Raw genomic sequence first — 24440 nt, forward strand, 5'->3', positions numbered from 1 at the left:
AACCCTTAAAAATCAATATCACTTAGTGTGCGATTCCGCTCACTCTCTTTAGACTTTTTTAACGCCGCTTCCACTTCCCTTTGAATGTCTCTTTGGAGTTGAGAGTTCTCTGGAATCTTGCCATCGGTGGTTTGTACTTGGATTCCACCCGTGAAAGCCACATTGATATTTTGCGCTTGTACCTTTGGATTCTGTGGAATGGGTTTGATTTCAATCGGGGTAATTTGTGCAGGTTGCAAGGCTAAGGAATCCTGCATTTTTATGCTGCTTTCTTTCTCTCCAAATCCAAAGAATCCTTTAATGCTAGAGATTGCACTCCCAATCTTGTTAATGACTTCTGAAAACATACCCACCCAAGTAGCAAAAAGTGAGGAGAAATATTCAGTAACTACACTAAAGCCTTGCACGATAAGCCCCAAAGGCGACCATTGAAAAATAGATTTTAAAAATTCCCAAGAATTTACAAACAAGCCTTTTGTGTGATTCCAAAAAGTTCCAAAACAACTAAAAACCTTGCTAAAACTTGTAATCAAAATTCCTAAGGGTGAATATTTAAAAACATTCTTTAGCCCCTCCCACGCAACACTTGCACCCACCTTGATTTTATCCCACAAGACAGAGAAAAGTTCCTTGATAGGCGTCCAATATTTATAAATCAAATACGCTCCCCCCGCAAGAATCGCACCAATTAAAAAGATAGGATTTAAAAGCAAAGATTTACCCACAAAGGATAAAATCCCACCAAAAACTTTTAAGGCTGCACCACCAAATGCTAAAGCCTTACCAAGTCCTCTAGAAATAGCACTCCCAATCTTGTTGATGACTTCTGAAAACATACCCACCCAAGTAGCAAAAAGTGAGGAGAAATATTCAGTAACTGCACTAAAGCCTTGTATGATAAGTCCCAAAGGCGTCCATTTAAAAATAGATTTTAAAAATTCCCAAGAATTGACAAACAAGCCTTTTGCGTGATTCCAAAAAGTTCCAAAATAGCTAAAAACTTTGCTAAAACTTGTAATTAAAATTCCTAAGGGTGAATATTTAAAAACATTCTTTAGCCCCTCCCACGCAACACTTGCACCCACCTTGATTTTATCCCACAAAGCAGAGAAAAATTCTTTGATTGGATTCCAATATTTATAAATGAGAAACGCTCCCCCAGCAAGAATCGCACCAATTAAAAAGATAGGATTTAAAAGCAAAGATTTACCCACAAAGGATAAAATCCCACCAAAAACTTTTAAGGCTGCACCACCAAATGCTAAAGCCTTGCCAAGTCCTAGTGTTGCGATTCCATAAAGTCTTGTAGCAACCATTGTAGCCCCAAGTTGCGCTTTCACCAATAAAAGCCCAAGATTCTTTGCCCTAAGCCACGCAACACTTGCGATGATTGCACTTTTAAACAGACTAAAATAAGGCAAGGCTTTTAAGATATTCAAATGCACAAGATTCAACACGAATCCCAAACCTGCACTTGCAACTATAAAAGAACCAAAGGCAGCCACTGCACCCACAACCACTCCCGAGATTCTAGGGAATGTCTCACAAAGCGTGGCAAAGCCATTAATAATGGGCTTGATGATACCAATAATCGCATTTAAAGGAGGCAACAGAATGCTGCCGATTGTGATTCCAAGATTTAAAACACTAGATTTAAGGAGTGTAAGTGCATTCTCTGTTGTAGCTGCACGGGTTTCAAACTCTCTTTGCAAAGAACCCACTTTGTTTTTATCATTTGCCAAAGCCACTGCTTTTTTATAGTTGTCTATTCCACTGACAAGCAATGCCATATCATCGCCAAACTCTGCACCAAATAAATCGCTTAGGATTCCCATTTGTTCTGATTTTTCTATTCCTGCAAGGGTTTCTAAAAACTCTTCAATACCCTTTTGGGGATTGTTTTGGATAGAATCTTTTAATTCCTCCGCACTTAAGCCGATTTCCTCCAAAGCCTTTCTAAAACTCGCGCTTTGTTTCTCGGGAGCTAGGAGTTTGGTAAAAAAGGAGTTGATTGCTGTTCCTGCAACTTCGGGGGCTTTTCCCATTGCGATAAAGGCACTGCCTAAAGCCGCAGCATTCTCTGCACTTAATCCCATTACCTTAGCCGTTCCACCAATTCTATTTAACACCTCTGTAATTTCACTTGCCTTTGCGGCAGAATTATCGGAGATATAGTTAATCGTATCGCCTAGTCCCTCCATTTCTTTTAATCCCAAGCCATAGACATTCATAATCTTTGCCATTGTATCCCCTGCTTGGTCAGCACTCATATCAAAGGCAGTGCCAATTTTTGCAACAAGGGTAGTAAATCCCATTAAGTCTTGTTTAGCGATTCCAAGTTGCCCACCACTCGCGGTGATTTTAGCTAGTTCTGTGGGGAGTAGCGGAATGGTTTGGGAGAGCTTACGAATCTCTGCACCAAAGGCGTTTAATTCCTCATTGGAATCAAAATCTACTACCTTTTTCACATCAGCCATTGAGCTTTCAAAATCAATCGCGGCTTTTATGGGCATTGCAATACTTGCACCAATCGCAGCCTTTTCTACAAAACTAGATTTAAAGCTATCAATCTTACCTTGCACTTTGAGTTCTAAATCCTTATTGCGCAAGGATTCCACTTGTGCTTTGATTCCATTCAATGCACTCTTAAGCTTATTAAGAGGTGAAAGATTGACTTTAGGCGTCAGTGTGGATTTTAATACGCTTTGATTCAAGCTTTGAATCTTGCTTAATTCTTTTTGTGCTGCATTGAATCCCTTGGATTCTAAAGCCGAGCCGATTTTAATGGAGATTCCTAGATTTTGCATTGATTTCCTTTGATTGGGTAAAAAGGTTTTGAAAAACTTAATGTGAATATGTTTTAAGGGCGAACAGGCAATTAGGAAAGCTTTTACTTGTAAAAGCTAGGTTGCCTACTCTTGTCTGTGAGTTCTTAAAACATATTCACTTTTCCACACTAAACACCTTTTAAATCCTCTTTAAACACTCTTTAATCCTTATCATTTTGTGCAATCTTTTGCGATTTGCTCTACTTCTAAATAATACTTTGCCAAAGCTTTGTGGGATTCAAAGCTTCCGTCCTCTTGTGGTTTGGGTGGTAACTCTAAGTTACATTTCATAGGGATTAGCACTTCTTGAGTTTGGATTTTTACAATGGGTTTTGTCGCACAGGCGGTAAAACTTAACGCAAAAAGGGTTAGAAATGCCGATAAAATAAATTTTTTCATCTCCCCAACTCCTTAAACAAATCCTTATAACCTTTTAATTCCGCTTCACAACTAGAATCTTGAATCACAATCTTATCCACTGCACTTGTATCCTTTTGTGTCTTTTGCACTTTTAAAGCCACTATGGCTTCATTTTGTTTTTGTAGGGATTCTTGCAAGATTGCTGTGTTACCTTGCGCAATTTGTAATGCGGCGTCCAAGTTCGCAATCTCTTCTAGCGCACCCTTGTAAAGCCAACCTACAAAAACGAGCGCAAAAAATAGTGAAGCAATCACACCATACAAAGTGGTAGAGATTCCACCCCCACTACCGACAAAGAGCTTTAATAGAGTGTCCATTGATTCCGCTTAAGCCCCCCGCTCAATAATCTCTGTGATACGCACACCGCGCCTTTTGACTTGTGCATACCAGCGCGACTTTCTGAAATTCTCTGCGGCTTTGACATAATCTTTTGCTTCCATTAACGCAAGAGAGTTTTTAAAAGTCTTTAAAGTGCCTAAGCCCATATTGTAAGCCATATCCACAATCGCTCCTGCGCGTTTGGTATCTAAATCCTTAAACCAAGAAAACGCCTTATCGCAACTATCATAGCAGCGGCTTAATTCTTGCTCTAGCCACTCTTGCGCCACCTCTTTACTCACCTTGCCATTCTCTAGCTTTGCCTTTTCCTCTGCGCTTAAGGGGTTTGCTTCAATGTTTCGTCCATATCCGATTGTATCAAACCCCGCAGGGGCAAAGCCTATGTGTGTGAGGCAATCGGTGGAATCTTTAAAACAAGGGAAATTGCAAAAAAATTCATTGCACTCTACAAACAATACAACCCCAACAAGGCAGCCTTAGAAGCAAACTTTGGAGGAGATTTCTTAAAGGACTATATTAAAAAAGAAGCGCAAAACAAGGGTTTAAATATCCATATTAAAGCCATTACCAACACAGAAAACAAAGAATTGCGTATTGAAAGGCTAGAGATTCCTATTGAGGACGGGGAGATTCTATTCCACCGCAACCAAACCTTACTTTTAGAGCAACTAGAGCAATTCCCTGATGGCAAGAATGACGACTTGCCAGACGCCTTAGAAGGTGCATACTCCCTTTTAAAATTCAAAAAGAAAAAGCAAAGAGTAATGGATTACACATTTTTAAAACCCAAAAGGAGTTTTAGACTATGAAAGAACATTTATTACAAAACACCTTGATTGCAGAATTACTCAATACCCCTTACCAAAAGCCCCTAAGCAAAAAAGACATTACAATGATTATGGGGGATTTAATCGTAAGCCAATGCAATATCTCAAGAAAGGCACATATTGAGAAAAAAGAAGTCATCATCTCTACAAAGAACGAAAAATACAAAGAGATTCTAAAAGGCGTCTTCCACGCTTCTATCCTCTCACAGATTCTTGAAACTTATCTGTACGGAATCAATGTCTTTGAAATCAATTGGGAGAGAAAGCAAGGGCTGTTTGTGCCAAGCTTAGTAGGGAGAGATTTTCAAGAGTTTAAGTTTGACAATGAGGGCAAACTCATATTTTTAGGTAATGGATTAGAAGAGGAGATTCCTCCTTTTAAGGTTGTCTATGGAATCTATAACCAAAGCTTCCGCGCTCCCTATGGAGAATCCGCATTGCGGCATTTATATTTTAGCGTCAATGTTAAGAATGCAGGGCTAGACTTTTGGATACGATTCTTAGAGAGATTTGGAGAGCCGTGGGCTGTGGCAAAAACACAAGATGACCCAAACACTCTTGCCCTTGAAGTTTCTAATATGCTTAATGGTAGCACGGCGGTAATTGACAAAGATGAGGAAATAGAATTAATCCAACCCAGCGCAAAAAGTGATTTTAAGAATTTAATCAATTATTGCGACTCCCAAATCAACCGCTTTATTTTAGGTGGCAATCTCACAGGCGAAGTAACAGGGGGAAGTCTTGCCGCAGCACAGGCACATAATGCAATTAGAAGCGAGATTGCCCTAAGTGATGAGAGGATTCTTTGCTATGTTTGTAATCGTGTGATTAGTTATTTTAAAGCCCTCAATGGAATCAGTGAGGAAATTACCTTTTTACTCTTTAATGAAGACGAACCTAAAAACGAACTTGCCACAAGGGATAAAATCATTTATGAAATGGGTTATCAGCCCACACAAGAATATATAGAGAAAACCTATAATCTAAAGACTACACCCCTAACAGAACCAAACCCTAAGGATTCCACAAAGAAAGAGGGAGAGAATAATAAGGATTCTAAGCTTGTTAAAAACTCTTTAAAGGATAATTTAATCCCTTTTAAAATCCCTTTGAATAAAAATCTCACCTTTGATGCGATAGATAATTTTACCGAGAATCTTAAAATAAAAGATTTTGATATAGATTCACTCTTGCAAAATGCTAAGAGCTTTGAGGAAGCCTTAGAGATACTAGAAAAATCTTTACAAGGCGAGGAATTAGAAATGGCAGAAGCACTCTTGGCAGAGGCAATAATGAACGCACAAATCTATGGGGCAAGTAATGGTTAGCTTTCACTTCAATCTCCCTCCAAAGCAGAACATAGAGTTTTTAAGAGCAAAGAAACCTGAACTTCACTTTGATTATGATGAATTAATGCACGCAGCACACTTAAAGGCATTTACGATTGCAAAAGTAACCAAGCTAGATTTACTCAGTGATATACAAGACTCTTTAATTAAAGCACAAAAGGAAGGAAAAAGCTTTGAAGTTTGGAAAAAGGAAATTAAACCCACACTAGCTAAAAAGGGTTGGTTGGGCAAAGTAGAAGTTAGGAACGAGAAAACAGGAGAGATAAAGACAATCAATGTCAATAACACAAGACTACAAAGAATCTATAACACCAATATGCGCACCGCAAACGCTCAAGGTAGAGCCAAAGCACAATATGCGCTAGAAGGGGAGATTTACTTAAGGTATATTGCCCTGCAAGATGGCTTAACGCGTCCCTCTCATCTTAGAATGCACGGAATCACACTCCATAGAGATGATAAGTTTTGGGAAACAAATTATCCCCCAAATGGTTGGAATTGTAGATGTGTGGTGAGGGCGTATAGCAAAGCAGAATGTGAAAGGCAAGGCTTTAGTATTTCACAAACACCTCCATTGCCTATTGCAAGTAAAGATTGGAGCTATGATAAGAGAGGGCTAGAGAAAGATAATAGCCTAAATACCATTTTAGATTCTAAACTTAAAAAGTTTGCTAAGGATAGCAATAAGAGGGCGTTTGTGGAATCCTTACAGGCTACAAAAGAGGATATTGCACAAGTCAAGCAAAATTATCAAGCCATTAAGAATCTTGAACAAGAAAACTTAAATGGCGAGGTAGATAGGAAATTTATTCCTCTTGCTAAAACCACACAAACGCTTAAAGATTTACTCAAAACAAAAGCAAAAGAAATTTATTTGAGCGGTTGGACATTAAGAACACATACACATCATACCAATGTAGAGGAATTGGATTATTCTTTCTTGCCTTTTTTAATCAGAGATACCAATGTGTATAAGGTAAAAGAAAGCGGAGAGAATCATATTGTTTATTTTAGTAGGTTTGGAAGTTATTACAAAGCAGTATTTAAAGTAACACAAAATAAAGAAGAAATATTCCTTGTGAGTTTAGTAAAGAGCAATGAAACAATCAAATATTGAGCCGCCCAAGCTCTGCAAAAGGTGATAAAGTCCTACGGCAATATCGTTACTTTTTCCCATTAGCTTGTTTTGGGCTAGACAAGGGGTGGATTATACACCACGATAGGTAAAACCTTTATAAAATAATTCTACCACAAAGGAGTAAAAAATGCAATACGCTATAAAGAATCTCAAGACTAAAGGCAAAGAATGACTTTTGCAAATCTTAGTGGTGGGAGAGATTCTACTGCAATGGTAGTGAGGTATTTAGAATTAGGAGGCAAGATTGATTATATTGTCTTTTGTGATACACATTATGAGTTTCCCCAAATGCTTGAATATATAGACAAGTTAGAATCCTATTTGTTAGAAAAATTTAATCAAAGGCTTACAAGACTAAGAAGTAAGGAGGATATTTTCGCAAAATGGGCTTTTACTTACCCTATCACAAGGGGGGAGAATCAAGGCAAATTGCGTGGGCTTCCAAAAACTATTGGAATGGATTATTGCACAAGGGAGTTAAAGGCAAAACCCACAAGAGAATTTGTCAAAAGCAAAAGCCCCAATGCTTTTAAAAACACGATTCTTATTGGTTATACCTATAATGAAGTGGAGAATGGGAGAACTTCTAGTTTGGATTATGGAATTACAGAATATCCTTTGCACCAGTGGCAATGGAATGAAGGAGAAATTGAACGATTCTTAAGAGAAAGGGGAATCGCAAATCCTCTTTATCAACACTTTGAGAGGACAGGTTGTTTTTGTTGTCCCAAACAAAGCAAAAAATCCCTTTTTAATCTTTTTAAATTCTACCCCAAAGAGTGGGAGAAATGCAAACAAATGGAAGCAAAGGCTAAAGAATTAGGCTGTTTGAATACGACTTTAAAACCTAATGTAACTTGTGTAGAATTGGAAGCACAATTTAAAAGAAATTCCACAATGGATTTTACTTCAGCCTACACAGAGGATATGGTTTGTTTTTGTAGGTAGGATTATGGCAGAAATCACCCTTAGCATTGAGGAGCTACAAGGCAAACTAGAGAAACTAAGCAAGGCATTAGAGAATAAAACACCACTTCTAAGGAGAGTTGCAAATACTTTACAAAATGTTACAGAGGAATCCTTTGACAAACAAGCCTCGCCCTTTAGAGAGAAATGGAAACCTAACGCACCTAAAACCTTACAAAAGAAAAAAGGCAATAAGATTCTAATCAAAAGTGGGCTTTTAAGCCAATCTTTCACACAAAAAGTTACAGGTTCTAGCGCACAAGTAGGCACGAATAAACAATATGCTGCCATTCATCAATTTGGAGGAAAAGCGGGGAGAGGCAAAAAGGCAAACATTCCCGCACGTCCTTTTATGCCGATTAATAAAAATGGAGAGATTCCAAAGGATTTAGGGGAGAGACTAGAAAGTGAAGTGGTGGATTATTTGAAAAAGGTGTTGGAATGATTATTCTGATACAGCCTTTACTTTTCTAGCAGTCAGCATAAGCATATAAAGACCATTTTTACCAATACCAAAATCGCTATTGCCTTTAATTTCACAAGCAACCATTGCAATAATTTTCTTTTTATATGCGTCTTCAATCATTCTTTTTTCTCTGAATTTCAACTCATCAATCATACAGCCAACAGCAAATCCAATCACTTTAATCCAACTATCGTTTTTTAATCCTTTTTGTTGGTAGAAATTAAACATTTTAACTGCCACAAATACCGCATACCAAGATACAATCTTGTAATAATCAATGCTTAATAGCTTTTGTTTGTGTGTTTTTAAATATTTTTCATAAAATGCAATAATGTCGTCAATGCAGTCTTTTCTATATTCTGCAGGGATAATCACATCATAAGATTCACAAATGTTATGAAATTCATATACGATAGAACTCACTACCTTTCTGTTGGGTTCTATATTAATAACATCAGTAATCAATTCAGATTTCATCAATAACGCCCCTTGCATAATCACAAGCACTATCTATATCATCCATCTTTAACCGATTCTTTTTCTCTTCCATTTGCTTGATGGCTTCAGGATTGCATTCGTATAGCTTGGTGTAATAATCTAATGTGTCTTTGGAACAACAATTATCTGTGTACCCATCATTCACGCGCGCATTACCACTAAAAACTTTGTCAAACGCACTATCTACTTCTTTTTTGATCTCAGATAAATCTTTTCTCATCTTTTCCACATCACGCGCCATTGCATTTCCTTTTGATGTATATTTCTATCAAAACTGATATTCACAATAAAGGATAATTATTTTTTTGTATTTTATAAATTTTTAGTTTTTTAATTTTTATTTGTATTCTTTCAATTTTTCAGTAAAAAATGGCTGAAATTGTATAAAATTTAAGATTATAATAATTTTAAATTGTAACTTTCTGTAAAATTATCATTGCTTTATTATCTTAGGAATGCAGAAATTGGCACAAATTAAACTGCTCCTTTTTAATTAAAAAAGAAAAATTAAATGTGGTAAAAGAGAAAGCACAGCTTACAAATGAAGCTATGGCTTAATATTAAGAATTAATCCTTAAACTCTTGAATCACATCATCAATGATTTGTTTCAAATCAATCACCAAAGAAATATCTTTATTCTCTAAAGCCTCATCAATTCTTTCTCTTGCTCTACAAACTGCATTAACTAAAACATTAAAGCTTTCCTTAACTTTAATCTCGCATTCAAGATTATTGCAAGCAATTTTAATGCTTTCTTGATTTGCTAGAAATCCAATTTCTGAATGCTGATTAATTGTTAAAGATAAAAAGACTTTTGCTTCTTTGTGTATGATTTCTAAAATCATTGCGTCTCCTTTTTTTGATTGATAGAACATTAACTCTCCACAGCTTAGTGTGTGCTGTGGTGTTGCAAGTTAAGAAATAAAAAGCAAAATTAATGAAAATATTAGGAATTTATTTGTTTCAAAAGATTAATCATTGTGACTAATTTGGTTGTTATCTAGCTGTTTGACTTCCATTAAAATTTTAATGGAATCATTAATGTCAGAAGTTTTTTTGCCAAAATAAAACCAAACAACACCAATTGCAATCATAATAACAATAATGGTAGTGTTAAATCTTGTAATAGGATTAGACCAATTGAAAAGTGCATTTTTTGTATTTTCTGATTCTTTTCTATTAATATCCCTTATAAAATTAAATAAGTAATGCAAAATATTTGTAATAAATAATCCAATAAGACAAACAACAAAACAAAGTCGATAAATGCTAGTTTTATCTATGTTTGCTAAAACTGAATTGGTGAAAGTTAGCCCTGCAACAAAAGCTAAAATAACAGAAGAAAAAATACCTAAAATTGTGATATAGTTTTTTGTCATACTTTGAGTTTCTTGTTTGGCAGATTCTGCTAAATTTTTAGCTTCTATGATTTTTTCCATAACTTCCTCTTTGGTGGAGTCTGCTAGTTCTCTAGTTTTTTGTTTAAATTTTTCAAAGCTCTGCTTTCTGACAATTTCCAAATTAATGTGATCAAATAGCTTATAAATTTTAGGCGAAATTTCTTGTTCGTTTTCTAGCGAATAACGATAAATGCTGCTTATATTTTCCGCCAAAACATTGAGCTCTTCAACCTCTTTGCCAAATGAATATTCAGAGATAATAGCATAACTATGTCTTTTATCGTCTTTATAAAAATCTTTTAATTTTTCTATGTTATCTTTAATATTTTGTTCTGGCTTTGCAATATTTTCTAATATATTTTTAAATTTTTCACCTTCTGTCTCATTGACAGATCGTAATGACTTTAGATTGAGTCCTTGCTGGCTGAAAAATTCTTTATCTTTGCTGTTTTGCATATTCTTCCATTAATTCAGTGCTAATAGTTTCTTTTTTCCCTTCTATATAAGCTTTAGACCATGGTTGATTTGGTTCGTGACTTAAATCCACCAAATCCCAAGGTTTCATTTTGGCAAGCTTATGAATAAAGGCGTATAAATAACCGCTATAATCATCGGGAAATTCTTCTTTAATATCTTGGCGAATGTTGATGGGGTAAGCAGCATTGAAAGCATAGTTCTGATATACTTCTGGGATAACAGGTCCATATTGCCACGCCTGAAAATCTTTATCAGTAATGAGCCTTCCTTTTTTATTTACTAGATAAAAAATATCCAAAAAGTATAACATTTTTTGTAATTGGAGGTTGCTAACTGGTTTGTTAATGCCGATACAATAGTTTATAATGTGCTTTGCAACTTCTAACGCTTTCATCTCCATTTTCCTCTAAGTAATATTATTATTTTGTAAATTCTACTAGGTTTGAAAGTATATCATAAAGAAATAAACCAAAAAGCTCTAAAAAAGATTTTGCGATGAAAATAAGTGGGATTTTGAGGTAAATCTTTCTTAAATATTTTATTAAACGCTACAATATTCATTAAAAAATACTTAAACTTTTGAAATGATTAAGGATTTAAAACAAACTCGGCTGTCTCTTGCCTTTAAGAATCTTATAGAGGTGTTGTTCGCTCAAATCATATTTTTGTTGGAGACTTAGCATAATATGCTTTTTAGGAAAATGCTTGTTTGAAAGATTTTGATAATCCTCCCAAATATCCTCATCTCTTTGCACACTCTTATAACTTGGAATATAAATATTTGCCCCACCAAAATCCTGCAAAACTTGCTTGAGAGTTGCACCACCTTTGATTTGCTCGTAAAGATGAAAGAAAATATCTGAATTGGTGATTGGGGATTCCATTAAAACTCCTTACTAATGGAATTTTAACAAATTTAAATCAATTTTTATCCCCCTTTTTGCTTCTTTGCCATTCCTTTAGCGCAATAATGACCTTTTGTGCCTCTTTAATCTCTAAATTATTCAAATATAAAGGGCGTCTGCCAATGATTCTATCAATGAAATTTCTTAATCCTAGCTCATTTTTCACTTCTGCAACCTTGAAATACAAGCCTTTTATTGTAGCAATTTGTGCTTTTGTGGCTTTACCGCTCTTGCAAAACTCGGATTTTAAAAGCACATTTAGAGGCACGGCATAACCAAATCTCTGCGCTAATTGGTAAAGCCCTTTTTCGTCTAGCTCTTTACAGCTCTCCACTCCAAACATATCACTTAGGATTCCACGATAACATTCCTCGCTAATGCCATTCCCACTTTTTAGTGTATGAATCACTTTAATAAGATGATTCTTTAAAAACTTTGTATTATTCATCTCTCCTCCATTTCTCTTGCTAGGTTGTTTTTTATGCTTTCTTGAATCTTTAAAAAGATTTTACGCATACTTTCATCTTGACAATGGATTGTGAAGTTTCCACTAGATTGCTCTTTGAACGCTAAAATTTCTTGCTTTGTATTCTCTTTTTGAATCGGCTTAAACTCTACCTCTGCTTTTACAGCATTAAACACCACGACTTGTTTTAAATTGCGCTCTTTATAGAGTTCGCGCATTTTCTCTAGTGTTTGGGATTGTGTGCAATTCCATTCTGCTAAGGCGAGATTATGTTTAAAGACAATGACACAAGCAGCATTGCTTCCATTCTCTCTCAAAGCCACACAAGTAACTAAAGGAGCTAAACGCGCAGGAATACTATCCAAGACTAATTCTCTTAAAGCCTTGCGCTTTTCAATCCCTGCCCACACATTGGATTCCATTTTATAAATCTTTATTTTCGTGGATATTACCCACCACTCCAATATCAGGATTTGCTAATTCATCAAAAGTTGTAGTGATTGGGTGTTCTATACAAACAAATTCAAATGCGCCTTTTTCTTGGTTGAAAACAACTTTTGAATAATATTCAATGCCTCCTCCTTCGGCATAATGCGCCACAATATCACCCTCATAAATCTTTTTGTCATTTCTATCCCTAAAACCTGTATAAAAATCAACCTCATAATTGCTAATAAGCATACAAGCAGATTCAAGATTCTTAGCAAAGGTAATCGCTAAGTCCATTCTAAAGGTCTTGCTACAGCTTGAGCTTGGCAGTATTGAAAATCCTAAATCGTTGTAAAATACTTTTTTTGAAATGTCCCACACCCTAAAATCAATGTCTTTGAGTTTCATTTTTACTCCTAAATCTTTTTTATTTCTATTGTTTTAGCTACATCATCACTTAAATACCATACATAACCCAGCTCTTTTAAACGCATTGTGTCCTGCACAATCTCATCAGCAAGCTTATGATATTCTTTAATGTTACTGGATATTCTATTTGCCACCTTTTCATATTTAGTGTTAGGTATTTCAGAATCTACATTTACTTTTAATTCTGTGCTTAATTTCATCATTTTTCACCTCCTAATAACTCTTATTTTTGTAAAACTTCAATCAAGCCTACCAAAGTGGTAGGCTCTATTCAAGCTTTAGTCAAACCAAACCCTTAGTGTTCCATCATTCTCAAAGCTTAATTCATCAGGGTTTTTGCCTCCAAAAAACCATACCGATTCAACTCCTAATCCAAACCTAAAGCCCTTAATGCCGATTAAGTCAATGTAAAAAGTATCGCAATGACTTCGTGGATTCTCTACAAAGCTATCCTCTAAAAGCAAATTCTCATAGCCAATGACTTCGCAAGTCTCTATTAAATCTTTAAGGCTTAATTCTGAATTGCACTCCACAATCAAATCAAGAGAAAATTCCTCTTCCTCATTCTCTGCAAATTGTTTAAAAATCTGCTCTAAATGCTCTTTGTCTTTAATTCTAATTTTTCCCATTTATTTTATCCTTTGTGTTGAAATGAATGCAAAGTGTTTTTAAGAGCGAACAGGCAATTAGGAAAGCTTTGTTTATCAAAGCTAGGTTTCCTACTCTTGCTTGTGAGCTTTTAAAATGCTTTGCATTGAGGGATTACCCTCCAAGAAGCCTTAAAACAAAGACTTCTTGCAAGGTAAGGCAAGATTATTTCTTGCCTTTTGCTTTTTGTTTCTTGGTTACCTTTTTATGCTTTGTGCGTCTCTTTCTTTCTTTTTTGCTAATCGTGCTTGTTTGGCTCTTTGTGGGGTTGCCTCTCTTAGTTTGTGTTTGCTCTTTAGAGAAAGTAGGCAAAAGTGTTTGTGCTAAAGCAAGGGATAATGCCTTTAGTTTCATTGCGCATTCTCCAAGCTTTCAATCTTAGGCACGATTCTAAAATTATCTTTAATTACTCTTTTAAGCCCTAGCTTTACAAGTGTAGAATCCTCTAGCTCACACACTGCGTCTTTGTCAATACTCTCCTCATATTTGATACAATCAGAACAACCATAGCTCTTAAGGGCTAAGAGGAGTTTGTCTATTTTCTCTCTTACTCTAGGCAGTGAGACAGACTTCACAAGGCGATAACCAATCGTGCCGAAGGTAAAATCCTTGCTTCTTTTTTCTGCAAAGTCTGCTTTATTCTCCTCACAAAAGCTTGTGATACACTGCTCTAAATACTTTTTCTCATTAGAGAGTTTGTCAATTTCGCTACTTCTTGATTCCTTGATTCTGTTGCACTCTAGGGTTACTTCTCCATTGATTCTTTCAATCCCCACGCTTAATTCTGCGATTCTCTTTAGTGCCTCATTCACATTTTCATAATTATTGATTTCCATTTATTCTCCTTTCAACCAAATTTTAAATTGATAATCCCAAGCTACAAATCCATATCTTGTAGCCACCGCCATTTTTACCTTTGCCTTTTTGATGATTTTTAAAGCCATTGTGTGCCCTTATAGGTTTAAAAGGCTCTTTGTGAGTGCATAAACACGGACGCTTAGGTAAATACTTACGCGCTTTACTCTCCCTACACCTAAAACCCTCATTGCTTCTAAAAACACTCTATCTGCTACTTTGCGTGTGAGCTCTCCCGCGTTTGCCCTAGCACAAAGATAATCGTGCAACACGAATGCTTTAGTAGGCTTTCCTACAGGTGAAATCAAGCTTTGAAAAATTTGTGGCACACTGCCGAAATCTGTTTTAAAACCCTTTGGAATCTGAATAAAGGGTGTTCCATTTAAAGAGGAATATCCGATAAAATCATTCAAACCATAAGCGAAGTGCGCCAATCTCTCTTTTTGAAAATAAAAGCGAAAAGGCTCTAAGAGTTCAAAGTCTTTTCCTTTGCGTAAGATTGTGATTAAGTCTTTGTATCCTTGCATTTTAAACCCCATACACAATCTCTTTCCCGAGTTCTTTCCCATAAGCTACGTCTTCTAAGACTTCTTTGGGGTGAGCCTCTCCATTCCAAGAAACCACAAGCACAAATTCTGCACTTTCAATCAAATGTTTTTTGATATTATTCGCATCCGCCTCTTTTTCTGTATTCCAAACAGGATTGTAAATGTCCATAGCTGCGTCAATTGCTAAAACTCCACTCACTGCAATGCAACCCATTGCCTTAGCCTTTTCCATTCCTGCAACTGCAAGGTGTTTGATAATAGAATACGCGCTATTAATGGATTTTGCATTGGAAGTATTCACAACCTTTTCCTGCACTGCTTGTAGGGGTGAGGAGATGTAGCAAAATCTCTTAATTTCCACCATATACGGCACTCCTAGCTAGAATATCCACGATTTTGTCTGTTTTCTTTGAAAAAATGTAACCGCCGCGAATATAGAAAAACCGCTTTGAGTAATCGCATTTGCGACCTTGCAACATTGCGCTACTGCAAACAATTTCTTTTTCCATTGTTGCTCCTTGTTTTGAAATTTGGGTTTGTGTCCCCAACACTTTAGACTTTAAAATCTAAAGTGTTGGAATCACCTTTAGCTTTTTCTTTTTCTATCTCTTTGATCGTGTCTAATATCTCTTGCCATTTTTTAAGATTCTTTGGAGAGGAGAGTTTCCTTAAAGCTCTTTGATAAATTTTCTCTGCTCTTTGTGGGCTAACTCCTAGCACTCTCCCAATCTCTTTAAAAGTCATTCTTTCCCTTACAAATACATCATCGCCTTTGTGGCTTCCAAATCCTCTAAGGTTGCACTCTCTTTGCCACTTAGGGAAACTCTAGCAAGGGTGAGTCTAATAACCCCTTCACTTTGTCTAAAGTTCCCACCACCTAATTCCCAAAGTTTCCAAGCGCAATTTGTGGGGATTCCGCTCACTTTGCAAATTTCAATGTATTCCTCTTTTTGCAAACCGCGTAATTCATAACGTCCCAAGCAGCGATTTCTTAGCTGTGCTAACTCTTGTTCTTTCTTGCTTCCAAGTCTGCCACTGCTAATGGAATCTGCTAACCAGTGTGTGCCTACTAGAATAAGCGGCTGTTTGCTAAAGTCCATTACGCGACGCAAAGTCTCTAACACCCTCCATTTGAGGTGTTCTGCTTCATCAACAATCACATACTTTCCATTCTGTTTTAAAGCAGTAGCAACTTTCACAACCCCTGCGTGATTGCTTTTGAAATCCCCTAAATTCAACTCTTCACAAAGTTTTTTTAGAATATCTTTAGCGTTCATATCGGGAGTGGCTTCTATTAGAATCGCCTCTAGGTGATTCTTGCAATACTCTTTTACGATTCGTGTTTTACCTGTGCCGCTAGCCCCTAAGATAACCGAGATTCTATCTCCTTGCATACTTGCTAGCACGATTCTTGATACAATCCTTTTAACATCACAAGTTTCTATAAAGTCTAGGCTGTTTAATCCCTTAATTTGCGCCTTAACTTCCTCTTTTTCCTTGTTTTCTTTAAGAAAAATTGCAAACTTTTCCTCCACACCTGCGGCGTATTTGAAGTCAGGGTTGTTAAGGTATTGACTAAGATAAGTCTTTTTAATCCCGAGCTTCTGCTCTAGCTTGCCTTGAGAAAAGTTTTTATCCTCTTCTCTTTGAGTTTCAATGTATGCTATAATTTGTTCTCTCATTTAAGTATCCTTTTTTCAAGCAAATTTTCTTTGCTTGGAGAGGGTAAATTTAGGCTTTAAAAGCCTTTTAAAGAGTTTTTAAAAACCCTTTAAAAGACCTTTAACCACCTACTGCGCCAGCTTTTGCAGTAAGTCCCATTTTTCCACATTGTCCTCTTTGGTAGGTTTTACATCAAGTGGTTTATTTGGTTCCCAGTTGTCTTTATGTTGCTCAATTTGGGCGTTGTTAATAGCTTCTCTTACTTGAGTTTTTAGGGTTTTTGCATTGTTGATAGGCTTTCCATCCTCTCCCACACCCTTAAGCAGTGTGACATCTTTCTTGCGCTTCAAGTTCTCCGCTTCTTGTCTTGCATTCATTCTTATGAAACTTGAGTGTTTCGCGTCTTTTTGTAGCTCTCTTACGCGCTTAATGGCAACCTTGTATTCTTTGCCGATTGTTTTAAGCTGCTCTTGTGTGAGCGGATTTGCGTTCTCATCATAAGCCTTGCAGATAAACTCTCCCTTTGGCGTAAAAACAAAGGCTTCATTACTTGCATTGATATTGACGCATACAAGCACTTCAGTTTTAGACTCAATATAGGTTGTGGGTTTGAAGCTATAAGGCTTCATCTCTATTCTTTGTTTGCCCATCTTTCTTGACACAGGCGCAGTTGCGTAGAGTAGGAATTGCGCGTAAGGCACATTAACCCTTTCAAAGTTTGCTTCACTCCATAAATCCATAGGTGATTTGCCTTGCGCCTTACTCCAGTGGCGTGAAACTCTATCAATATTCCAAAACTCCACCGCCTCATCTAGCAAGAATTGTGCAGCTTCAAAGGTTGGGATATGCTTCTGCTGTGTCTTTAGCGGATTGCCTAATGCGTCCTTGCTTTTTCTTTCTCTTTTAGGTATTTGTTGCTCTCTCGCACTTCTCTCGCTTGGGTTTCTGCCGATATAACTGCTAAGCGCGGTGATATAACTTCCTTGAATCGTGCGGAATCGTCGCTCTACGACTGCCTTTGCTTTGCCCTTATAGGCAGCACTTCGCACAGATTTGATATTAAGACCATCTACAAGCCCTTGCACTTGCTTACTCAAATAGTCTTTGCCATTATCAAACTGAATCGCTTGGGGCTTACCCATACTTTCAAAGGCTTTCCACATTAGCCTAACGACTGCAATAGAATCGGAAGTCTCACTAAGATAAGCCACACTTCTACCGCTATAAACATCTACAATAGACAAAATACTTGGGCGTATTTGCTTTCCGTCTTTGTCTAGCACAATCGCATCAAGCGGAGAAGAGTCAATTTGCCATAGTTGATTGGGTAAGGTATATAAATCCCTCTGCATTCCATAGGCGGGTTCTTTATAGCTATCTGTTTTATCCGCGCCCCTTGTAATCAGTGTGTATTCTAAGGAGTTTGTTTTGAAATAGGTGTCTAAAAAACGATTGAGTGTATTAAGAGAGAATAAAGGCTCAACTTCGCATTTTAAAAACTTCTCAAAAGAGTAGCCCTTTACATACAAATGCGCGAGGATATGCAACTCTCTCCATATCTGCATACGATTCACATACTCGCTCCCCATTGCTCTCCACATTTTTATGGCTTCCTCTTGCACCCATTGCGGCAATGAGGTTGTGCCACTCTTTGCAATGCCTCTTTTATCACTTAGTGCGCTTAAGCCTTGTGCCTTATACTTTCTAACCCAATCAAAAAGCTTTCCTTGTGTGAGTTTTAGTGTAGAATCCTCACTATTTTTAAGTGTCAAAAAGTCTGCAACTCTGATTCCTGAAGCCTTTGCGCTTTCATAGTCTAGTAGGATTTTTTCTCTCTGTTTGGCTTGGGCTTTTTGAGAAGAGGTGAGATTGTGCCAAGTAGTTGCGTCATTGTGTTTTGTCCCTTCGTCATTGCGAGATTCTACCCTTTCGTCATTGCGAGAAACACGCAGTGTTTCGTGGCAATCTATACTCTTGCATACAGAGGATTCCACTACCCCACCATTAGATAAATCATTCCGATAAAGAGTGGAATCGCTGCTGCTAGTAGCCCTACTAGCACACTCATTAGCATTATTGCGCCCTCTAGTGTGTAGAGTTTCTCCTTGAATGTTTTGAGAAGTTTTTTCATTGTTGTTTCCTTTACAATCCAATGTTTTAGAATCCTTAGATTCCATAACATTAGGTTGTGTTGCTTTGTTATTGCGAGGGCTTCCCACTTCGTCATTGCGAAGCCCTTTAGGGCTGTGGCAATCCATAACCTTATCTACCTTTGCGCACTCCACTGCCTCACCCATTTCCTCTAGCACATATTTCACAGGGTAGCCTTTCTCTAGGGCTTCTACTTGCTTTGGGGATAAGGGGGTGTTCCAGATTTGGAGGATTTTACCTGCATTGCCACCGATACCTCTCGCATAATTAAAGTTTATTATAATAGACTTTATAGAACAAATTTTTTTGCCTCTCTGATTAGCTCTAAAACAAGCTTTTTCTAGGCTCTTTTTATTTGTGTTAAAAGATTTCGCAAACTCTTTACTACTTATCCATTGTCCCATTTTACACCACTTCTTTAAATATTTTAGTTGGATAACCTTGTTCTTCTATCTGTTCAGAGCATTTTTGCGCTTCTTCCAAGCTATCGCAAAAGATGACATCATCTTCCCCAAATTCATTTAAATAAACAACTACAAAACCAGCTATTCTTTTTTCATTTTCCATTACGCGACCTTAAATCCGTCTTTTTCTAGCATTTCCCTTAATTCTTTAGACCTGCCCCTTACACCCTTATTTTTTCCATTAGACATATCAAGCAATAGAAAATAATCTTTTTCCTGAAGCCCTTTTGACTTAGCCCAAGTGCGTAGTTTAAAGCCTTTTTTAACCATTTGCTCGGTAATTTTACTAATCTTTTTTTTCATAATTTGCCCTTCCAATAATCTCAGGTTCTGTTTTGCCTAATTCTGCAACGGGCTTTCTTTCTGCAATGGACTTTTTAAAAAATCCTTGCACATTTACTTCCGGGCAAATATGCCCCTCAATACACATTAATACTATTGTCATAATTTCCTTTTTCCCCTCAAATTCTTCACCATCTATAATATACCTAAGCCCAGAAACTGCCTTTTGCATAATTTCGTTAGTCATTTGCCGCCTTTTTGTGTTATAATACTACTTAACCACTCCACAAAGGAGTGGAGAAAGTAGTTATAGTAGCTCTAGTTTGAAAGTGATTTTAAACTTCCAAACTTTGAGCCTTACAACCACCTTTTTACACTTCAAAATTTGCATTTCAAAGCTCCAAAGAGTGATATTCTTCCCGCCCACCCAAGCCGTCTTTAAGATTTTTTATCTTTTTTATGATAAAATGCCTTAAAAGTAATGTAATTATAGTCTATTTTAATAGACTTGTAAAGGTTTGTTTATGGATTTAAGAGAAAGAATAAAAGCAGCTAGAAATAATCTCGGTATCACACAAGATGAGTTAGCAAAATATAGTGGAATATCTATACAAAATATAAAAAAACTTGAAAGCAAAGAAAACACAAATCCTACTAACAATACCTTACAAAAACTTGCTATTGCACTAAAAGTTGATAGTGATTATTTTGTCTCCCAATTGTCTCCCAATATTGTCTCCCAATCAAAAAAAAGTGTCTCCCAATTGTCTCCCAATCAAAAAAAATCTGTCCCTCAATCCAAAAATTTTCCCCAAACCTTAAACGACGATATTGTATCCATTCCATTTTATGAGGATATAAGAGCAAGTGCAGGAAGTGGGGCATATAATGAAGTAGAAACCGCCGAGCAGCTAAACTTCCCAAAATCTTTTTTGCGTCAATATTTCGGCATTATCTCTTTTAACAATCTTTCCATTATTATAGGCAGTGGAGATTCTATGTTTCCTACTTTGCCTGAAAACTGCTATCTTGTAATACAACAAGGCAATGTAAAAGAGGGAGAAATTTGCGTGGCTAGGATTGAGGACGAACTCTATGTTAAACGCCTCCAAAAACTCCCAAAATTGAAGCTGCTTAGCGATAATAAAGCCTACGACTCAATAGAATTAGACGGCTCAAACTTTGAAATTATAGGGCGCGTGGTAGGGTATTTTAAAAAGACTTCACTTTGAGAATGCCTCTTAAATTTATGGCAATAAGGAGTTGCAATGTTTAATATAATTCTGCGGGGGGGGGGCATTCTCTCTTAATTTATTCCCTCTTTTTATATGAAACACCCTTTAATCTTTTTGTTTATCTCTCTTTCTTTCTCTTTAAGTTTAAATATTTCTCTCTCTTTATAATCCAAAAGCTTAAAATCAATCTCCAACAATCTTTACTTAAGAATCAAGGATTCTCAAATGGGTAGAGGTTCTAAAATTTATCACAGATTTGGTTTGAAATGGGCTTTAGCTTATAGATGCAAAAAACTAAAAAGAAAGATTAAGAACAATACTCCCTTATGCTTACAGAAAACTTTAATGTTTTTTAGGATTTTAAAACTAAAAAATGCTAATAAATTTAAAATTTATAAAATTCTAATACAATGCCATTGCATAATAGACAAGCAAAAACATTTAGAATTTATTGCTGAACATTATGAGGAGATAAACTCTTGGCTTAACTCTAAAGAATTTAAAGAAAAATATATTAATACCAATCACCCTTATCCTCCTTTATTAAATCCAGAGCGATTGAATGCAAAAGTAGAATCTTGCAAGGACAATAAACTTTCTGCTTTGTCATTGCGAGGAACGAACCAAGTGAGAGACGAAACAATCCATAATGTTGCATACTTTAAAGATTCCATTGCAGAATCAAGGATGGATAAGATTATAGATTGCCACGATTCCACTAACGCAGAATCTTGCAATGATAAATGCCAAAGTATAGAAACAGATTGTAAAGCTCAAAATCTACAATCCCAAAGTAAAAGTGCAGAATCTATACAACCTTATCCTAATCTAAGCTATGAGAGCATACCACCTGAACTTGCTTGGGATTTGAATTTGCCATTGCCTCCGTATTATGGGTTTGTGTATTGGGGAAGCCACGGGAGTGGAAACACGGGTTTAGCAACATTCTTAAGATATTGTGGAATCTTTGAATGTTATTATGAATCAGATATAGAAGTTAGAGAGATTTATGGGGAATATTTTGATAGGATAATACAAAAAAGCAAACAAAAACGATTCTCACATCTTACCCTTATTAATCTTACAGATAAACCCAATGGAGATAAATTTTATTCCCTCATTTCTTGTGGTTTTTCATTGAATCTTGTAAGAGATCCCATTAGTATGCTAAAAAGCTATATGGGAATGAAAAGATTAGGAAAAGCAAAGAGAGGAATCACATTGCATTCTGATATGAATGAAGTATGTCAGAATCTTGTAAGATATGATGGCAAGCTTGGAGTTACTCCTGATATTGAGAGGATAAGTTTTTGGATAAATCTTAGATATTTATGCTTTCACGATACGCAACTTAAAAATGCTCTTATCAATATTCAAGATTCTATTGCTATAGATATGACTGAAATTGTAGGAGAAAAAACATTTGATACGATATTAAAGTTATCCAAAGAGTTAGGATTCCCTGCACCAAAGGAAAAATACAGAGAGAAGTTTAAGGAAAATATTGCAAAATATGGCGCATTGCTCCCATTAACGCTTGTCGTGCAATCACAAAAGCATAGGCTTAGTCTCTATATTCTAGATAGTGTGCATAGGATAGAGGATACTATCTATTTAACCAATGTGGCTGCTACAATAATGCGCGAGATAAAGCATTGCTTGGATATTACTCAAGACTTGTTTCATCAATCATATTTTTACGATGGTATTATTGTGTGTATTGCTTCAAAGGATTGGGAGATTTTAAAGCGGGACTCCAAAACCTTGCAGGAAGTCAAAGATTATCTTTTGAAATTCATTCCAAGATTGCAACAACAAAAAGAAATAGAGGACAAAAAGAAAATTACAGAATCTCAAGTGTTAGAATATTTTAAAGAGCATAAAGATTTAAGAATACAATTCAAACAAGTTTTAGATGAGCATTTGGCTTATATTAAATCTGTGCGTCCTGACATTGTAGAATCTTGGAAATATTATCAAGAATTTGAAAGAATGTGTGAGGAGTTGGATTAGGTGTCATTGCGAGGCATAGCTAAAACAATCTATAATCTTGCAAACCAAGGTGCTACCACCGCGTCATTGCGAGGAGTGAAATGACGAAGCAATCCATAATCAAGCAAAAAATTAGATTCAACAATGGAATCCTTACAAACAGATTCTACATTATAGATTGCCACGAATGCTACGCATTCTCGCAATGACAAAAACAAATCTTTACATCGAACAATAGGCGAAGTGAGAGATAAGAAATTTGCGCAGAAAGTGTATGCAAGGTTTAGCGAATTTGTAATCTTAAAATTATTTTTTAGCTTAAATTTGCCATAATTTCCAAATTAATTTTTAAAAGGGCGCGTAATGATAATCAAAGGTGCGATGGTTTGTGATGCAAATGGAGAGCAAAGGGGCGATGTCCGAGTTGAAAAAGGAAAAATTGTCGCAGTAGAACGAAGCATTATGCCCAAGAATGGCGAAAAGGTTTTGGAGGCTAATAATCTCGTGTTGCTCCCGGGGGCTATTGATTTAAACACGCGTGTGCGCAATTCTGTGTTCAGCAAAGAGAATTTGCTTAAACTTTCTTATAAAGCTGCACTTGGAGGAATCTCCCAAGCAATCTTGATTCCAGATTGTAAGCCAACTTCAAGCAGTGAATTGGGATTGGAGTTATTAAATGCGTTAAAAGATGAGTTTAAAGCTCAAATTTTAGGAATTTCTGATGCTGTAAATGAGGAGAATCCAAAATGCTTAAATGAAATTGCAACCCTGCATAAAAAAGGTTCAAAAGGAATTTTTGCAAAGTCTAATACCGATGGTAATCTATTAAGACGCGCGTGTGAGTTTGCGTTAATGTTTGATGTGCCAATGTTTTTTTCTTGTGAAGACGAATCTTTAAGTGCAAATGGCGTGATGAACGATGGGGAACTCTCTTCAAAACTAGGCTTACCCTCTATTCCAACTTTGAGTGAGACAAAAGAAGTGGCGCAAATGAGCGAAGTTGCAAGATTTATGGGGGTTAAGGCAGTATTTTTAGCTCTTGCTGCAGAACGAAGTGTAGAGATAATTTGTGAAGCAAAAAATGCAGATATGCAGCCCAAAACTTCAAAAAACAAGAATCCTAGTCTTTTTTTGCAAACCTCCATTCACCATTTAATGCTTACAGAGGATTTATGTAACCATTATAATACAGCCGCTAAGATTAAGCCGCCATTGAAGTCTGAAACTACGCGTTCTAAACTTCTGAAGAGAGTTAAAAAGGGAGAAATTGAACTCATCACTTCCTTGCAATCTGCAAAGTCTCAAGCGCAAAAGGATTTGGCATTTGAAGAAGCTGCTTTTGGGATTGATATGATTGAGTATTTTGTGCCAATGTGCTATACATTGTTTGTTAAAAATGAGAGAATGACTTTAAGCGAATTGAGTAAGATTTTAAGTTTGAATCCCGCCCATGCATTGGGATTCTCTGATAAAGGCTTGATTGCTGAAGGTTATGATGCGGATTTGATTTTAATAGACCCCAAAGAATCCTGTGTAATAGATAGTTTAGATTCTCCTTATAGTGATTGGATATTTTATGGAGCAGTGAAAGAAATGTTTGTTGGTGGTAGGCAGTGTTTGGGATTCTATGCGGATAACTCTTAGTGTAGATAAAATTTAAGGAGC

Annotated in this window: 35 protein-coding genes; 8 read left to right on the forward strand and 27 right to left on the reverse strand. The window is 36.4% G+C overall.

Going from position 1 to position 24440, the window contains the following annotated elements; translation table 11 throughout:
- Window positions 1–5 precede the first annotated feature (5 nt).
- The 4 genes from BS85_RS10865 to BS85_RS11075 all read right to left on the reverse strand — a co-directional run bounded on the left by BS85_RS10865 (window position 6) and on the right by BS85_RS11075 (window position 4042).
- Window positions 6–2807, reverse strand: coding sequence for a phage tail tape measure protein (locus BS85_RS10865; protein WP_051604712.1), 2802 nt, complete (start codon window positions 2805–2807; stop codon window positions 6–8).
- A gap of 192 nt (window positions 2808–2999) precedes the next feature.
- Window positions 3000–3227, reverse strand: a complete 228-nt coding sequence (locus BS85_RS10375) for a hypothetical protein (protein WP_034551269.1) — start codon at window positions 3225–3227, stop codon at window positions 3000–3002.
- Entirely contained in the window at window positions 3224–3565 is a 342-nt protein-coding gene (locus tag BS85_RS10380; protein ID WP_034551272.1) for a hypothetical protein, read from the reverse strand. Before BS85_RS10380 ends, BS85_RS10375 begins: the two co-directional genes overlap by 4 nt.
- Before the next feature lie 9 nt (window positions 3566–3574).
- A complete protein-coding gene (locus BS85_RS11075; RefSeq protein ID WP_084310202.1) occupies window positions 3575–4042 on the reverse strand; it encodes a glycoside hydrolase family protein in 468 nt (155 codons plus the stop codon).
- Here BS85_RS11075 and terL point away from each other — a divergent pair.
- The 5 genes from terL (at window position 3971) to BS85_RS10400 (ending at window position 8312) form a co-directional block, all read left to right on the forward strand.
- Complete coding sequence (gene terL / locus BS85_RS10870) at window positions 3971–4396, forward strand: phage terminase large subunit (protein WP_051604714.1); 426 nt, start codon at window positions 3971–3973, stop codon at window positions 4394–4396. The genes BS85_RS11075 and terL overlap by 72 nt on opposite strands.
- Window positions 4393–5742: a phage portal protein family protein gene (locus tag BS85_RS10390; protein WP_051604715.1), complete on the forward strand. Its 1350-nt coding sequence runs from the start codon at window positions 4393–4395 to the stop codon at window positions 5740–5742. The genes terL and BS85_RS10390 overlap by 4 nt, the downstream gene beginning before the upstream one ends.
- Window positions 5735–6880, forward strand: a complete 1146-nt coding sequence (locus tag BS85_RS10395; protein ID WP_051604716.1) for a phage head morphogenesis protein — start codon at window positions 5735–5737, stop codon at window positions 6878–6880. The genes BS85_RS10390 and BS85_RS10395 overlap by 8 nt, the downstream gene beginning before the upstream one ends.
- A gap of 189 nt (window positions 6881–7069) precedes the next feature.
- A complete protein-coding gene (locus BS85_RS0105760; RefSeq protein WP_026943958.1) occupies window positions 7070–7849 on the forward strand; it encodes a phosphoadenosine phosphosulfate reductase domain-containing protein in 780 nt (259 codons plus the stop codon).
- Between the two features lie 4 nt (window positions 7850–7853).
- On the forward strand, window positions 7854–8312 hold the full coding sequence (locus BS85_RS10400; RefSeq protein ID WP_034551275.1) for a phage virion morphogenesis protein: 459 nt from the start codon (window positions 7854–7856) through the stop codon (window positions 8310–8312).
- Here the strand turns inward: BS85_RS10400 and BS85_RS0105770 are convergent, their stop codons facing one another.
- From BS85_RS0105770 to BS85_RS0105880, 22 genes are all read right to left on the reverse strand, one after another.
- Complete coding sequence (locus tag BS85_RS0105770) at window positions 8313–8810, reverse strand: hypothetical protein (protein ID WP_026943959.1); 498 nt, start codon at window positions 8808–8810, stop codon at window positions 8313–8315.
- Window positions 8800–9072: a hypothetical protein gene (locus BS85_RS0105775; protein ID WP_026943960.1), complete on the reverse strand. Its 273-nt coding sequence runs from the start codon at window positions 9070–9072 to the stop codon at window positions 8800–8802. Before BS85_RS0105775 ends, BS85_RS0105770 begins: the two co-directional genes overlap by 11 nt.
- A 326-nt stretch (window positions 9073–9398) precedes the next feature.
- Window positions 9399–9677, reverse strand: a complete 279-nt coding sequence (locus BS85_RS0105780; RefSeq protein WP_026943961.1) for a hypothetical protein — start codon at window positions 9675–9677, stop codon at window positions 9399–9401.
- A 126-nt stretch (window positions 9678–9803) separates the two neighbouring features.
- Complete coding sequence (locus BS85_RS0105785; protein ID WP_026943962.1) at window positions 9804–10688, reverse strand: hypothetical protein; 885 nt, start codon at window positions 10686–10688, stop codon at window positions 9804–9806.
- Window positions 10669–11103, reverse strand: coding sequence for a Panacea domain-containing protein (locus BS85_RS10405; protein WP_051604717.1), 435 nt, complete (start codon window positions 11101–11103; stop codon window positions 10669–10671). The genes BS85_RS0105785 and BS85_RS10405 overlap by 20 nt, the downstream gene beginning before the upstream one ends.
- Before the next feature lie 202 nt (window positions 11104–11305).
- Window positions 11306–11593, reverse strand: a complete 288-nt coding sequence (locus BS85_RS0105795; protein ID WP_051604718.1) for a Mor transcription activator family protein — start codon at window positions 11591–11593, stop codon at window positions 11306–11308.
- A 37-nt stretch (window positions 11594–11630) separates the two neighbouring features.
- Entirely contained in the window at window positions 11631–12062 is a 432-nt protein-coding gene (locus BS85_RS0105800) for a phage protein GemA/Gp16 family protein (protein WP_026943964.1), read from the reverse strand.
- Entirely contained in the window at window positions 12059–12502 is a 444-nt protein-coding gene (locus tag BS85_RS0105805; protein WP_026943965.1) for a hypothetical protein, read from the reverse strand. Before BS85_RS0105805 ends, BS85_RS0105800 begins: the two co-directional genes overlap by 4 nt.
- A gap of 1 nt (window position 12503) precedes the next feature.
- Window positions 12504–12917 carry a YopX family protein gene (locus BS85_RS0105810; protein WP_026943966.1) on the reverse strand — a complete coding sequence of 138 codons (414 nt, stop codon included), beginning with the start codon at window positions 12915–12917 and terminating at the stop codon, window positions 12504–12506.
- An 8-nt stretch (window positions 12918–12925) separates the two neighbouring features.
- Window positions 12926–13141: a hypothetical protein gene (locus BS85_RS0105815; RefSeq protein ID WP_026943967.1), complete on the reverse strand. Its 216-nt coding sequence runs from the start codon at window positions 13139–13141 to the stop codon at window positions 12926–12928.
- A 75-nt stretch (window positions 13142–13216) separates the two neighbouring features.
- Window positions 13217–13567 carry a hypothetical protein gene (locus BS85_RS0105820; protein WP_026943968.1) on the reverse strand — a complete coding sequence of 117 codons (351 nt, stop codon included), beginning with the start codon at window positions 13565–13567 and terminating at the stop codon, window positions 13217–13219.
- Window positions 13568–13751: 184 nt separating this feature from the next.
- The gene (locus BS85_RS11420; RefSeq protein WP_156938069.1) at window positions 13752–13940 is read right to left on the reverse strand and encodes a hypothetical protein; all 189 of its coding nucleotides are present in this window, start codon (window positions 13938–13940) and stop codon (window positions 13752–13754) included.
- Entirely contained in the window at window positions 13937–14422 is a 486-nt protein-coding gene (locus BS85_RS0105830) for a host-nuclease inhibitor Gam family protein (protein ID WP_026943970.1), read from the reverse strand. The genes BS85_RS11420 and BS85_RS0105830 overlap by 4 nt, the downstream gene beginning before the upstream one ends.
- A 117-nt stretch (window positions 14423–14539) precedes the next feature.
- Entirely contained in the window at window positions 14540–14980 is a 441-nt protein-coding gene (locus tag BS85_RS0105840) for a DUF1353 domain-containing protein (protein ID WP_211246901.1), read from the reverse strand.
- Window positions 14970–15353, reverse strand: a complete 384-nt coding sequence (locus BS85_RS0105845; protein WP_026943972.1) for a hypothetical protein — start codon at window positions 15351–15353, stop codon at window positions 14970–14972. Before BS85_RS0105845 ends, BS85_RS0105840 begins: the two co-directional genes overlap by 11 nt.
- Window positions 15340–15498: a hypothetical protein gene (locus tag BS85_RS11425; protein WP_156938070.1), complete on the reverse strand. Its 159-nt coding sequence runs from the start codon at window positions 15496–15498 to the stop codon at window positions 15340–15342. The genes BS85_RS0105845 and BS85_RS11425 overlap by 14 nt, the downstream gene beginning before the upstream one ends.
- 43 nt (window positions 15499–15541) lie before the next feature.
- Complete coding sequence (locus tag BS85_RS0105855) at window positions 15542–15733, reverse strand: sigma factor-like helix-turn-helix DNA-binding protein (protein WP_026943973.1); 192 nt, start codon at window positions 15731–15733, stop codon at window positions 15542–15544.
- 8 nt (window positions 15734–15741) lie between these two features.
- Window positions 15742–16671, reverse strand: coding sequence for an AAA family ATPase (locus tag BS85_RS0105860; RefSeq protein ID WP_026943974.1), 930 nt, complete (start codon window positions 16669–16671; stop codon window positions 15742–15744).
- 108 nt (window positions 16672–16779) lie between these two features.
- Complete coding sequence (locus BS85_RS0105865; protein ID WP_026943975.1) at window positions 16780–19206, reverse strand: integrase catalytic domain-containing protein; 2427 nt, start codon at window positions 19204–19206, stop codon at window positions 16780–16782.
- Window position 19207: 1 nt separating this feature from the next.
- A complete protein-coding gene (locus BS85_RS11430; RefSeq protein WP_156938071.1) occupies window positions 19208–19369 on the reverse strand; it encodes a hypothetical protein in 162 nt (53 codons plus the stop codon).
- Window positions 19369–19569 carry a hypothetical protein gene (locus tag BS85_RS0105875; protein WP_026943976.1) on the reverse strand — a complete coding sequence of 67 codons (201 nt, stop codon included), beginning with the start codon at window positions 19567–19569 and terminating at the stop codon, window positions 19369–19371. The genes BS85_RS11430 and BS85_RS0105875 overlap by 1 nt, the downstream gene beginning before the upstream one ends.
- Entirely contained in the window at window positions 19553–19795 is a 243-nt protein-coding gene (locus BS85_RS0105880) for a hypothetical protein (protein ID WP_026943977.1), read from the reverse strand. The genes BS85_RS0105875 and BS85_RS0105880 overlap by 17 nt, the downstream gene beginning before the upstream one ends.
- A 277-nt stretch (window positions 19796–20072) precedes the next feature.
- On the opposite strand from BS85_RS0105880, the gene BS85_RS0105885 reads away from it, so the two are divergent.
- Together BS85_RS0105885 and BS85_RS12175 are read left to right on the forward strand one after the other, a co-directional pair.
- Window positions 20073–20780, forward strand: coding sequence for an XRE family transcriptional regulator (locus tag BS85_RS0105885; RefSeq protein ID WP_026943978.1), 708 nt, complete (start codon window positions 20073–20075; stop codon window positions 20778–20780).
- 1398 nt (window positions 20781–22178) lie between these two features.
- Window positions 22179–22796 carry a DUF2972 domain-containing protein gene (locus tag BS85_RS12175; protein WP_425402391.1) on the forward strand — a complete coding sequence of 206 codons (618 nt, stop codon included), beginning with the start codon at window positions 22179–22181 and terminating at the stop codon, window positions 22794–22796.
- Window positions 22797–22825: 29 nt separating this feature from the next.
- Here the strand turns inward: BS85_RS12175 and BS85_RS11435 are convergent, their stop codons facing one another.
- The gene (locus BS85_RS11435) at window positions 22826–22987 is read right to left on the reverse strand and encodes a dimerization/docking domain-containing protein (RefSeq protein ID WP_156938072.1); all 162 of its coding nucleotides are present in this window, start codon (window positions 22985–22987) and stop codon (window positions 22826–22828) included.
- Between the two features lie 151 nt (window positions 22988–23138).
- Between BS85_RS11435 and BS85_RS0105900 the strand changes: the two genes are divergently transcribed.
- Window positions 23139–24419: an amidohydrolase family protein gene (locus tag BS85_RS0105900; RefSeq protein ID WP_026943980.1), complete on the forward strand. Its 1281-nt coding sequence runs from the start codon at window positions 23139–23141 to the stop codon at window positions 24417–24419.
- Window positions 24420–24440 lie beyond the last annotated feature (21 nt).

The organism is Helicobacter rodentium ATCC 700285, assembly GCF_000687535.1.
Classification (GTDB): Bacteria; Campylobacterota; Campylobacteria; order Campylobacterales; family Helicobacteraceae; genus Helicobacter_D; species Helicobacter_D rodentium.